Source organism: Polluticoccus soli, assembly GCF_029269745.1.
Classification (GTDB): Bacteria; Bacteroidota; Bacteroidia; order Chitinophagales; family Chitinophagaceae; genus Polluticoccus; species Polluticoccus soli.
Window position 1 is genome coordinate 1,686,262 of record NZ_JARJHT010000001.1, and the last position, 13,196, is coordinate 1,699,457.

12 protein-coding genes are annotated in these 13,196 nt (G+C 44.3%); all 12 read left to right on the top strand.

The features are described from left to right. Window positions 1-7 precede the first annotated feature (7 nt). The 12 genes from P2W83_RS07390 (at window position 8) to P2W83_RS07445 (ending at window position 13,165) form a co-directional block, all read left to right on the top strand. Entirely contained in the window at window positions 8-1,327 is a 1,320-nt protein-coding gene (locus P2W83_RS07390; protein ID WP_276133072.1) for an ApeA N-terminal domain 1-containing protein, read from the top strand. A 3-nt stretch (window positions 1,328-1,330) separates the two neighbouring features. After that, window positions 1,331-2,044, top strand: coding sequence for a hypothetical protein (locus tag P2W83_RS07395; protein ID WP_276133073.1), 714 nt, complete (start codon window positions 1,331-1,333; stop codon window positions 2,042-2,044). 622 nt (window positions 2,045-2,666) lie between these two features. Further along, window positions 2,667-3,065: an HYC_CC_PP family protein gene (locus tag P2W83_RS07400; protein ID WP_276133074.1), complete on the top strand. Its 399-nt coding sequence runs from the start codon at window positions 2,667-2,669 to the stop codon at window positions 3,063-3,065. 102 nt (window positions 3,066-3,167) lie between these two features. Further along, window positions 3,168-3,941, top strand: a complete 774-nt coding sequence (locus P2W83_RS07405) for a T9SS type A sorting domain-containing protein (protein WP_276133075.1) — start codon at window positions 3,168-3,170, stop codon at window positions 3,939-3,941. 2 nt (window positions 3,942-3,943) lie between these two features. Next, window positions 3,944-5,011 (top strand): cytochrome-c peroxidase, encoded by a 1,068-nt coding sequence (locus P2W83_RS07410; protein WP_276133076.1) that lies wholly within the window; start codon window positions 3,944-3,946, stop codon window positions 5,009-5,011. A 226-nt stretch (window positions 5,012-5,237) separates the two neighbouring features. Continuing rightward, window positions 5,238-7,670, top strand: a complete 2,433-nt coding sequence (locus P2W83_RS07415; protein ID WP_276133077.1) for a heavy metal translocating P-type ATPase — start codon at window positions 5,238-5,240, stop codon at window positions 7,668-7,670. A gap of 78 nt (window positions 7,671-7,748) precedes the next feature. After that, complete coding sequence (locus P2W83_RS07420; RefSeq protein ID WP_276133078.1) at window positions 7,749-7,961, top strand: heavy-metal-associated domain-containing protein; 213 nt, start codon at window positions 7,749-7,751, stop codon at window positions 7,959-7,961. A gap of 101 nt (window positions 7,962-8,062) precedes the next feature. Continuing rightward, entirely contained in the window at window positions 8,063-8,704 is a 642-nt protein-coding gene (locus P2W83_RS07425) for a DUF305 domain-containing protein (RefSeq protein WP_276133079.1), read from the top strand. A gap of 13 nt (window positions 8,705-8,717) precedes the next feature. Further along, window positions 8,718-9,188: a DUF305 domain-containing protein gene (locus P2W83_RS07430; protein WP_276133080.1), complete on the top strand. Its 471-nt coding sequence runs from the start codon at window positions 8,718-8,720 to the stop codon at window positions 9,186-9,188. Window positions 9,189-9,208: 20 nt separating this feature from the next. Continuing rightward, window positions 9,209-9,613 (top strand): HYC_CC_PP family protein, encoded by a 405-nt coding sequence (locus P2W83_RS07435; protein WP_420831785.1) that lies wholly within the window; start codon window positions 9,209-9,211, stop codon window positions 9,611-9,613. 82 nt (window positions 9,614-9,695) lie between these two features. Continuing rightward, window positions 9,696-10,283 carry a DUF3347 domain-containing protein gene (locus P2W83_RS07440; protein ID WP_276133082.1) on the top strand — a complete coding sequence of 196 codons (588 nt, stop codon included), beginning with the start codon at window positions 9,696-9,698 and terminating at the stop codon, window positions 10,281-10,283. Window positions 10,284-10,330: 47 nt separating this feature from the next. Next, entirely contained in the window at window positions 10,331-13,165 is a 2,835-nt protein-coding gene (locus P2W83_RS07445) for a multicopper oxidase domain-containing protein (RefSeq protein ID WP_276133083.1), read from the top strand. Window positions 13,166-13,196 lie beyond the last annotated feature (31 nt).

Sequence of the window (13,196 nt, forward strand, 5' to 3'; positions counted from 1 at the left end):
AACGATAATGGATGAAAACATCAGGTGGAAAGGGTACTTCTACCATCCATCAAACAAAAATGACCAGCTTCCGGGCTTGTTAACGTTCAATCAGAGCGATGGTATTGAGTTGGAGTTATTCGGCCACTTTGAAACTGTACGATCTGTATCATCCAGGGAACAGACGATTTTGCTTGGATTTACTTCCGAAGGCAAAAAGCTAACGCTGCTAAATTGCTTTGAGGACTCTCGCGGAATGAGCTTACCTGGGTTTCCTACTTCAAGCTACTCAGCTATATATCTATTCGTTGGTCAACATTTTGAGGGCGTAGATCAAATAGAATTCAATAGTTGTGCAATTGAATATCAGGATTTAAATTACTGGCTCGATATAAGCGGTTTTGAAGTTCCAAAATATAACTATGAAATAAACGAGTTAAACGTTACTTACCGCCAGCCAGATCGCATAACTTTTATGCTTAAAGAAGATTGGAAGGCTGAGTTTGAATTCGTATTCAATAGGCCATTCGAGTATTGGCAACCTCACTCTGAAGTTCGAATTCGCCAAGCACCTATATTTAAATTGATACCTAGTTCTTTAACATCGTTTAACGATTTTCACGAAACATACTCCAGCTTCAATTCATTCTTATCAATAAACTACTTTTCATACCCGAAGCAACTGTCCGTTACATTCTACATCGACAAAGAAGCCGACGATAAACATGGGGCAAACTTTATTAAAGTTGATCTATACTTTCAAAGAGGGGTCGACTTCAAAAACAAACGTCATGATAGCCGGCACCGATTCTTATTGGAATACAAGAACTATGGAGAACATTTTGATCAATTTGTAACACGGTGGTATGAACTGGAGGAAATTGTTGAGGCATCCATAAGTATTTTGACCGAAACATTGATGAATCGTGGAAACCCAATGGAGTTGCACTTCATCAGTTTAGTTCAGGCGCTTGAAAACTATCATCGCCGCGTAATCGATTCAAATAAAAAGAGTCTGAATATACGACTGGATGAAATTGTTAGCCGTCTTCCGTCAAAAGTTGCCGATGTGTTGCTTTCGAGCGAAATTGATTTTACTAAAAGAGTAACTAAAAATAGGAACTACTATACTCATTACTCGGAAGACCACAAAAAATTTGCACATTCAATTAGCGAATTGTTTGTATTATCTGAGAAATTGAAATTGATTTTGATTGTTTCGTTAATGATCGACCTAGGTCTTGCAGCCGAGAAAATTGAATTATATGTGCTCACTAAAGGCATGTATAATTTTAACCATATAATTGATGCAAAAAAGTACACAGAATTCATTCGCGAGAACGCGTGATCCATGAAAAACCTGGAACATATATTCTATCACGGGACGTCATCCATATTTCTTGATTCTATCAAGGCACATGGCCTTGGCGGCGTTAATCCCAACAAAGATTACCTCCTTCTAGAATTGTTGAAGTTTCTATTTGATGCTTGTGAAAAATTCTTGTTAAATGAGCCAGAATACTTAAAACTTAGACAAGCAACCCAAGCCATGGTTTTGCAGGCCTTTTTGCACATCCCTGATGGACCTAGGCCAGTCACTCACAACTTTAGACATGATAATATCTATTTAGCTTACAGCAAGCACAGGGCATTAGCGTATGCCATGCTAAATGAATTTGGCAGTGAAATTTTGACGCGTGCAGTTACGTTATACCGTCTGCTTGAGAAGGGCAATCGAAGTATCTATATTCCCGATGACATCAATCAAATACAGCTTGAAAAAGTAGCGGGTAGTAAGTACTTTCCGATATTAATCGAAATTTCGTCTGTTGACGAAAGTAGCCTTCGATTAGAAGACGGAAGGCAGCTTCAAAGCGTACTAAGTGAATTGTTATACGGTCGTTACTTTTACACTGATGAAAAGTTTCAGGCCCTTTCGCAACAACGCAACTTTGAGTTAGTACGCCCAGTTTCCCCAGAGAAACTCAGGTTTTTTCAAGTTTCTTTTCAGGGAAGCATCCACAATCAAGAGACCTTCTCCTACGAACTACTCGCAATGCACTAACAAGGGACATACCAAGCCAACTTCAACCTGCGCGCCAAGGGCTTTTCTACTCAACTAATACAGTCTCAAAAATGTTAGCCTCAGATCAATGATGTCTCTATGTAAACGAGAAAAGGAAAGCAGGGAATGTTGGTGCTTAAAGAACATCTATTATTCCGAAAGAGCCTCAATTATAGCTGGCGAAATTTATTTCCCAGGAGGAACAATCCTTTGAAAAGCAATTGGTTCGTTGTATGGCAAATCCATTTGTACGCTATTGTTGAATCGATGTTTCATCGTGTTAATTAGCTATCACATTGAAACAATATGATTGTTCCTATTCTGGAGAAATCGCATAAACAATAATCTACAGCTGCTGAGATAAATTTGAACGGCGTGAGTTGTTCGTAATTCTGTAGCCGAATATCTGATTTCGTCGTTGAAACTAGAGTGATACTTTCTGTTATAGCATGTATCTTGGAGCTACAATCTTCATTGCCTTAACAATGCACGACGAGCAGTTTGCTATCGCGCTCGGTAGAAAAATTATCCCCAGAGATTGTTGGTTCGTATTTCAACTAAATTCCATCTGAAGAAATGCAATATATGCTCCTTTTTAATATTTTTATGTAAATTGCAATACTTGAAAAGAGTCCTTGCCATATTGGTTCTGTGTTGCTACATGCTCTGCGCATTTGGCATCACGTTCTCATTTCACCACTGCAGGGGCAAGCTCAAATATGTAAACATACATTCGGAGAAGAAGAAGACGTGTTGCAAGAGCAAGAAGAAGATGCCGAAGAACTGTTGCAACACAGTGAAGATCGCTTTCAAAAAAGGCGACGACAACAGCCAGTCGTTTTTTTCATTCAAAACCAAACCCGCCGATCCTGTAAAGGGATTTATCCTCTACCAGGTTCCATTCCAAATTACCACACTGGGCGCGCAGATTGCTCCGCGAATAAACCCATTGCTGCGTCCGCCTCCATTACGAACGGGTGGCCTGCCATTATATATCGCCCATTCAGTCTACCGCATCTGATCAGTGTGGCTCAAAGCTCCGTGAGCTAACATTTTCGTATTGCCTCAACGGTAATACTCAATTCGCATTCATTGATCATACTTCATCCTTCAAATCTTAATAATGAAAAAGATATTTACAGCTGCCATGCTTGTTGCAGCATCTGCCATAGCCAATGCACAAACTACTGCTCCCAACTGGACTGCCAACGACTGTAGCAGCGCCAGCCACACATTGCATACCGAACTCGACAACGGTAAAGTGATAGTATTCGTATGGGTGATGCCTTGCGGATCTTGCGTGAATGCTTCCAAAACAGCATTTACAGCCGTGCAGAATTTTGCGACATCGCACCCGGGCAGAGTGCTTTTTTACCTGGCTGATGACCTGGGCGACGCCAGTTGTTCAGCGCTGAGCAGTTGGGCTACCAGCAACAACATTGGCGACGTTACCAAGATGACCTTTTTTGACAACGCCGGCAATGCCATTAACATGAATGGGTTTGGCAGCACAGGAATGCCAAAGGTTGTTGTGATGGGTGGAAACGACCACAAGATATTCTTCAACAAAAATAACAGCGCAGCAAACGATGCCACCGGCATCAACAACGCCATCGCGTCTGCTATAGATGCTGCAACAAGTGTTTCTGAGGTGGCATCGGCCATCAAATTTTCTGTGTCGCCAAACCCTGTAGCCGACAGGCTTACTATCAACTACAACAAACCAGTTAAGCAAGTTGTCATCACGGCGGTTAACGGGCAAGTTGTAAAGCAACTGGAGTTTGGCAGCAAGATGGATCCGGCTGTTGATATGACAGGGGTGACACCTGGCGTGTACCTGGTGAAAATAACAGGCGCGAATGGCGAATCAGGAATCCAGAAAATAGTAAAGCAGTAGTTATGAGGAAGAGACAGATCATAACAGGCACTATTGCGGCAAGTCTCGTTTTATATGCCTGCAAAAAAGAAAAACAGGACCCAACATACAACCCCACCGCCGCAACAGTTGAAGTGCCGGCGTATGTAAAAACGTACGTAGGTGAAGTGCCTATTCCTGCCGATAATGCGATGACGGCTGAGGGAATTGAACTGGGACGGAAGCTGTTTTATGAAAAAATGCTGTCCGACAATAGCACGATGAGCTGTGCTTCTTGTCACAAACAGGAGAATGCGTTTGACGATCCGCGTCCGTTCAGCGAGGGTACGCATGGTGCGTTTGGCGACCGGAACGCAATGGCCATTGTCAATGCAGCCTGGGATAAACACTTCTTTTGGGATGGCAGGCGCGCCAGCCTTGAGGGGCAGGCGCACGACCCGGTTAGCAACCCGATAGAAATGGCCAACAAATGGCCTGAAGTAGTAAAAAGGCTACAGAACAGCGAAGAATATCCCGACCTGTTCTTCAAAGCGTTTGGTACGAGCACTATAGACAGCACACTGGTGACCAAGGCCATTGCGCAGTTTGAACGCACACTGGTTTCTTTCAACAGTCCTTTTGATAAGTACTATTACAAAGGCGACAGTGCAGCTTTAACGCAACAGGAGAAGAACGGCTTTATGCTATTCACGGGCAAGGCAATGTGTAACAACTGCCACCTTACCAATACGCTGTTTACCGACAGGGAGATCAAAAACAACGGGCTCGACGAAAATCCGAAAGACCCGGGCCTGATGAAATTCACCGGCAACGCAGCCGACCGTGGCAAATTCAAGGTGCCGACGTTGCGTAACATCGGCGTTACGGCGCCTTATATGCACGACAGCAGGTTTGCTACGCTGGAAGAAGTGGTAGATTTCTACAGCAGCAAGGTGAAACAAAACAGCCCTAACCTGGACGAGCACATGCCGGATTTTGGCTCGGGTATTAACCTCACCCAGCAGGAGAAGACCGAACTCATAGCGTTTCTAAAATCGCTGACCGATAAGGAGTTCATCACTAACCCCAAATTCAGCGATCCAAACAACTAAAAAAAGAGCCGTATTTACTACGGCTCTTTTTTATTAATGTTTTTATTGATTGTAGTAAAGATTGTGAGGGTAATTAACACGACTTATGAAACAAACACTTAATTAAAACACTTTTATAGGTCTATGTGTTCTCCGTTTGCTGAAAGGAATTGTATAAACCTTTTCCAAAGTTCTGTAACAGTGGGAGCACTCGTGTGCAAGAACTTTGCTTATGAAACCATAGTTTATGGAAGCAAATACTAAACAGAAATATTATATTCCATTATCTGGCGTCGACAGCGAGCATTGTGCACTGATAGTAGATAAAGGCTTGGGTGAAGTTACCGACCTTCTGGACCACAAAGTGGAACTTAATAATCGTCGGGCGGTGATCACTACTGACAACGTCGAGGATGCAATCCCTAAGGCAGTTGCAACAATACGTGATCTGGGCTACGATGTAGAGACAGTCAAGAAAACCTACCCAGTCACCGGTATGAGTTGTGCCTCATGCGCAACTAGCGTTGAAAGCATGCTCAAGGCGCAACCAGGTGTCCTGAATGCATCCGTTAACTATGCGAATAGCACAGCTAGCGTTGAATATGTGCCTACAATTGCCCATGTTGAAGATTTTAAAAAGACTATTCAATCTATTGGGTATGATCTGGTGATTGATGAAAGTGACGAAGCCGCAGAAAGTTTAGAAACCATGCAGGCTGAGCATGCTAAAGCGTTGCGCAATCGAACCATCCTGTCACTTGTCTTTTCTGTGCCCTTGGTAATAATTGGTATGTTCTTTATGGATATGCCGAATGCTAACTATATAATGTGGGTTTTGGCTACGCCTGTGATATTGGTATTCGGCCGGCAGTTTTTCATCAATGCATGGAAACAGGCTAGACACCGTTCGGCAAATATGGACACGCTGGTGGCAATGAGCACGGGTATTGCTTATCTGTTCTCCGTGTTCAATACGCTGTACCCAGAATTCTGGCATAACCGCGGACTACATGCCCACGTATATTTTGAGGCTGCTGCGGTCGTGATTGCATTTATTCTATTAGGCAAGATGCTTGAGGAACGCGCCAAAAGCAACACCTCCTCTGCCATTAAAAAACTAATCGGATTGCAGCCTAAAACTGTCACAATTATCCATCAGGGTGGCCACCAGATGGAAATCCCGGTTGCACAGGTTAAGATTGGCGATTTGCTCCTTGCTAAACCTGGGGAAAAAATTGCGGTTGACGGAGTGGTGAGTTCCGGTAGTTCTTTTGTTGATGAAAGCATGCTGACCGGTGAGCCAATTGCAGTTAAAAAGGAATCTGGAGCCAAAGTGTATTCCGGAACCATTAACCAGAAAGGCAGTCTGCAATTTACTGCTGAAAAAGTCGGCGGCGATACTGTTCTGGCGCACATCATCAAAGCAGTGCAAGAAGCGCAAGGAAGCAAGGCGCCGGTGCAGAAGCTTGTTGATAAGATTGCTGGCATTTTCGTGCCGATTGTGATAGGCATTTCAGTTCTCAGTTTGATCGCCTGGGTGATCTTAGGCGGTGATAATGGTATTACTCAAGGCCTGATGGCTATGGTTACAGTGTTGGTTATCGCATGTCCTTGTGCACTGGGGTTGGCCACTCCCACAGCGATTATGGTCGGAGTAGGCAAGGGTGCTGAAAATGGTATCCTCATTAAAGACGCTGAAAGTCTGGAGCGCGCTTATAAGCTCGATAGTATTATTCTTGACAAGACAGGTACTATTACAGAAGGCAAACCGGAAGTGACAGATATCGTTTGGAAGGAAGGTGCTGAATCAAATGTGCTGTCCGCCATACTTTATAGTTTGGAGGCACAGTCAGAGCATCCTTTGGCTGACGCAGTAACACGTTATTTCGACAAATACAACGTTGCAAAAGTCGAAATCAATCACTTCGAAAGCATTACTGGCAAGGGCGTTTCCGGCATGTATCGCGGGAACCATTATCATGTTGCCAGTCTTAAGGCGATCAAAGAACATGGTGTCAAGGTCAATCCTGCCTTACAGCAAAAAGCTGATGCATGGCTCAAAGATGCTGCAACCGTTATATGGTTTACTGATCATACCCAAGCCCTGGCAGCCATTGCCATCGCTGACAAGATCAAGGAAAGCTCAGCAGAAGCCATTAAACGTTTACAAGAATTAGGTATTACGCCTTACATGCTCACTGGTGACAACCCGCAAACCGCGCAAGCAGTTGCCAGGAAAGTCGGTATTGAGCAATTTAAAGCAGAAACCTTGCCGGAAGACAAAGCAGCATTTATCAAGACATTGCAAAACCAGGGGCACGTTGTGGCTATGGTGGGGGATGGAATTAATGACAGCCAAGCTCTGGCACGGGCCGATATCAGCATTGCCATGGGCAAAGGAACTGATATTGCTATGGATGTTGCCCGTATGACGCTGATCTCCTCTGACCTGATGAGTATTCCGAAAGCAATTGCCCTCTCACGTAAAACGGTAGGGGTAATTAAGCAGAACCTGTTCTGGGCATTTATCTATAATGTGATTGGTATTCCGATAGCCGCAGGGTTGCTTTATCCCGTAAATGGCTTTTTGCTTAACCCCATGGTGGCAGGTGCAGCTATGGCACTCAGTTCAGTAAGTGTCGTAACCAACAGTCTCCGCCTCAAATGGAGTAAACTCTAGTCTGAAAATCTTGTAAACTTTTGTAGAAATTTTATAACAAGGCCTTTAATCAAATTCTGGAATTTTAAAGATTGAAAAATGGAAAAACTAACATTTAAAACGAACATCAATTGTAGTGGCTGCGTGAAAGCTGTGACACCGCACATGGAAAAAGCCAAAGGCATCAATATCTGGAAAGTTGATACCGACAATCCGAACAAAATTTTGACAGTGGAAGCAGAAGGTATTGATGCTGATGATATGATAGAAGTTATCGAAAAAGCAGGCTTCAAGGCAGAAACAATTAAATAGTCTATGAAAAAGGTGCTTCGTTGGTTTTCTAAGTTCTTTACGAAAAGCTGTTGTTCTTAATGGTATGATTTTTCTGCTGTTGCGCTAAACTTCATCAACATATGAAAAAAACAATTTTGCCGATATTACTTTGTCTGCTTCTTGCTGCCTGCAGTGACAATAGTAGTCGTACAGAGGAAACAAGTACCACCACTGACACGCTTGTGGCACAGTCTGCGCAGACAGCGCCAACCGACATCCCTGGCGCGATGAAATCCAGTATGGATAAAATGACTAGCGAGTTGAAAAGCTATCAACCGAGTGGCGATCCGGATCATGATTTCGCATCGATTATGCGGATCCATCACCAGGGTGCCGTGGAAATGATGCAGGCGTATCTGCCGGGTGCTAAAGATGAGATGTTGAAGACTATGACGCAGAACGGTATATCAAAGCAACAAAGCGAGATTGGTGAATTGGGGACATTTCTGAATGGTCATCAGCCAGGAACGCAAAAAAGCTCCTACGGTAAAGATGCAGCGCAGATGGTGACGGATATGATGGTGATGGAGACTACGCCACAGGATCTAGATAAAGCTTTTGCAACGATGATGGCGCCACATCATGAAAGCGCTGTTCATATCAGCCAGATGTTTCTCAATCATGGCAAAGATGAGAAGTTGAAAGCAATGGCAAAGAAAATAGCCAGTGAGCAACAAAAGGAAACTGACGAACTGAAAAAATGGCTGCAAGAGCACCCATAATAAACTAAGTACGATGGAAAAGCACACATCATCATTGGCACATCAGACTCATTATCCGAAGCTTGCGCTCATGGTGGTGCTGTCGTTCATCGCAATGTATGTCCTGATGTATGCAATGGTTGATAGGTTGGATAATGTGCTACCTAATATTAACCAGTTTTATATGGCAGGGCTAATGACCAGCGCAATGGTTCTTATAGAGATCGTCATCATGTCCATGATGTATCACAATCGTAAGCTAAATATTATCATTGTCGTTCTAAGCCTGCTTGCCCTTATTGGCTGCTATGCGGGTATCCGTCAACAGATTGGAGTATCGGACAAGCAATTTCTGAAATCAATGATCCCGCATCACGCAGCAGCGATTTTGATGTGCAAGTCTGCTGATCTGTCTGACCCGGAAATCAAAGAGCTTTGCAAGGATATCATGGCAGGACAACAAAAGGAAATCAATCAAATGCAGACTAAATTGAAAACCTATTAAAGGAATATCTGAAACGTTTTATCTCCATATTACTTGCAATCAGCATCCTGTTTGCTAATACTGGTTGGGCATTAACGGCGCATTACTGTATGGGCGAAAAGGTGAGCACCAATTTGCGCCATGCAGGCTTACCAGATCAGGAGAAGCACAAATGTTCGAAATGCGGCATGGAGAAAGCCGACTCAGATAATGGCTGTTGTCATGATGAAAAAGTTGTGATCAAGGGCGCAAAAGAAGCTCTCTCTGGATTGCCTTTTATCCAAGTGACGCTAGGCATCGCCGATGTGCTGCCTCCTAATTTTACATTAAATTCCGATAGCCTTCCAGTTTACACGCCTTACCAGGTAACTTCTTTCCAGCCTGCTGGGCCGCCGGGATATTCAAGCCAACCGCTCTTTATACTCAATTGCATCTTCCTGATTTGATTTTTTGTTGAATGCCTATAATGAACATGACTACTTAGGTCGTGACAAAACTATTATTCAGCAACAAATCAAACGTAACAACATGAAATTCCTTCTTTTAGGCTTCACTGTCACGCTATTTTTTGTCTCCTGCGGTAATGGAGATGCTTCAAAAACTACAACCAAAGACCAGGCTATGCCTCCCGTTGCTGCCGACGCAAACTACATTCCACCGGCTGGCGTCGACGCCAAAGTAAGTGCATCACTCAATCCGCTGATGAACGGCTATTTGGAGATGAAGAATGCTCTGGCTGCTGATAACAGCGAGGACGCAGCGAAAGCAGGTCAGGTCATGGTGGATGCACTCAACAGTGTAGATACGACGGGCATGACGCCAGAACAAAAGGCCAAATACAATAGCATCGCCGGCGATATTCGCGAACACGCCGAGCACATTGCCGACAATGGTGGTAAGATTGACCATCAGCGCATGCATTTCAATATGTTGAGTGACTACACGTATGAGATCGCCAAGATGTTTGGCGGGGGCCGTAAACTATACTTAACACATTGCCCAATGGCACGCGAAGGCAAAGGGGCAAGTTGGCTCAGCGAATTTGAAGCTATCAAAAATCCCTATTTCGGCAATGAGATGCCGGAGTGCGGCGAGGTGAAAGAAGAATTGAAGTAATCGATTAATTCAAAGACAATTAATTAACTCTTCAAAAGCTTGCCGCGATGAGAATGATTTTGCTAGGAAATGACATGAAAAGAAGTACAATGAAAATCAGTTTTTGGTTTATCTGCGTGATAATTGCTCTGCTGCCGGTTTTTGCACTTGCACAAGGCACAAAGACAATCTATACTTGCCCAATGCATCCTGAGGTGCAACGGGCCGGTCCTGGTAAATGCCCAAAATGCGGAATGACACTAGTCAAGAAAACTGTTAAGGTCAAAGCACCTGCGGCAACGCCTAAGCCCAAAGCTACGCCAACACAACCCAAAGCTCAACCCAAGCCTGCTTCTAAATCTAAGCCAAAGGCACCTGCGGCAAAGCCGAAAGCTCAGCCTAAGCCCGCTGCTAAGTCGAAAATAGAAACTCCAGTTGATCCTCATGCAGGTCATAAGATGGAAACTAAACCGGCGACAAAAAGTGTTGACGAAAGTGCAGAAACTGATCAAGCTGATGAGCAGCAAGGGACGGAACAAATGCCTAAACTAGTCGGTGTCGTAAGTGCTCCTCCTCGTCGCTTAGTACGCTATGATCTGCATGTACAGGATACTATGTTACCCAAGATTTCTGGTAAAGGTATGCGCCACGCCATTGCAATCAATGGCACTATTCCAGCACCTACACTCTACTTTAATGAGGGCGATACAGCAGAAATTTGGGTTCACAATCACATGCACCATGAAACTTCAATTCACTGGCATGGCTTGATTCTCCCAAATACAGAAGATGGCGTGCCTTATTTGACTACCGCGCCGATCAAGTCGCATAAATCACATAAGTTTTACTTTCCCATCGTACAAAGCGGCACTTTCTGGTATCACTCCCATACGATGAACCAGGAACAAGATGGGATGTATGGCATATTCATCATTAATAAGCGTGAAGAACCTGCTTATGAGCAATTGCCTATTCTGCTAAGCGATTGGTCTGACTACCAAGGAGATGAAATTGAACGTAGTCTGCATAATCAAACTGATTGGTTTGCTATCAAAAAGGGCTCGGTACAGAGCTATTCGGAAGCCATCGCTGCGGGACATTTAAAAACCAAACTGACGAATGAATGGAAACGCATGTTAGCAATGGATGTAAGCGACGTCTATTATGAACGCTTCTTAATCAACGGGAAATCCAGTAATGAACAACCCCAATATAAGGCAGGTGACCAAATCCGATTGCGTGTTGTTAATGGCAGTTCTTCTACCTATTTCTGGCTAACCTGGGCGGGCGGCAAAATAACCGTGATCTCCAATGATGGCGCAGATGTTGAACCCGTCGAAGTTGACCGCCTGATTATGGGTGTTGCGGAAACGTATGATGTGTTGGTAACGATTCCCGATGATGGGCATAGCTATGAGTTTCTGGCCACATCGGAAGACCGCACCAAGAGTGCCTCACTCTGGCTCGGCAGCGGCACAAAAGTCATTGCCTCCCACCTGCCCAAGCTGAAGTATTTTGAAGGAATGAAGATGATGAACTCCATGATGAAGGTAAATGGCGATATGAAGCCGATGGAAGGCATGCAGATGACTAACCAGGTGATGGATATGAATACAGTGATGTACCCGGAAATCACCGGGGGCTCGGATGATAAATACAGCAATGTTGTCAGCGAAAGCACTGGGGAAGAAGAAAGCGAGGATGCAGCCTCTGAAGCTGCCGATCCGCATGCCGGCCATGGAGGACATTCTGGACATGACATGCAAAATATGGCAGAGGGTGAGCAAGAAACCGATAGCGCTGACCACGCTACTATGGGACATGGTCAATATGTTGACGGCAAGTGGCAGGATATGAATAGCGGTCCCGATGGTATCAAGACACTCAATTATGGCATGCTTAAAGCGCCAGAGAAAACCACTTTACCAAGTTGGCCGACACGGACAATTCATTTTGAATTAACAGGCAATATGAATCGGTATGTTTGGTCAATGGATGGCAAAACCGTTTCAGAAGCTGATGTGATCAAAATACGTAAGGGTGAAAACATCCGCATGGTAATTGTCAACAACACTATGATGCGTCACCCCATGCACTTGCACGGACACTATTTCCGTGTGCTTAATGAGAATGGTGAATATTCCCCGCTGAAGAACGTCCTCGATATTATGCCGATGGAAGTAGATACCATCGAATTTGCAGCGACCGAGAGTGGCGACTGGTTTTTCCACTGCCACATTCTTTATCACATGATGAGTGGCATGGGCCGGATATTTTCCTATGAAAACTCACCTCCTAATCCACAGCTTCCTGATCCTAAATATGCCCGCCGGAAACTGTTTCACGATGACCGTAAATTCTACCTAAAAGCGAATGTGGGTCTTGAGACAAACGGAAGTGACGGTGAAATTCAATACGCAAACACGCGATGGATAGCGGCAACACAATGGCGATTAGGCATTAAGCCTGAGTATGGCTATGAGAGCGAAACCTATGTAGGTCGTTATTTAGGCAGGATGCAATGGTGGCTACCATTTATTGGCTTCGATTATCATCATAACAGCCGCGTCAAAAAACCAGGTCAGCCTGGTTATGAAGAGGAACTCAATCTTTTCGGGCAGGAAAGCAATCAGGCTAACCGCCAAACAGTAATGGCCGGCATTCGCTACACTCTACCAATGCTGGTTAATGCAGAGGCCCGTGTGGACGGCTTGGGTAAATTTCGCTTCCAGTTAGAGCGCGAGGATATTCCGGTTACCAGTCGCCTGCGTCTCAATCTAATGGCAAACACCGACAAAGAGTATATGGTAGGCTTTCGTTATGTAGTTGGCAAGTATTGGTCACTTTCAACGCACTATGACAGCGATATGGGTTTAGGCGCGGGTATTACAATAACTTATTAGCAAACAACTTTTAACGATTAAAAACTATAGC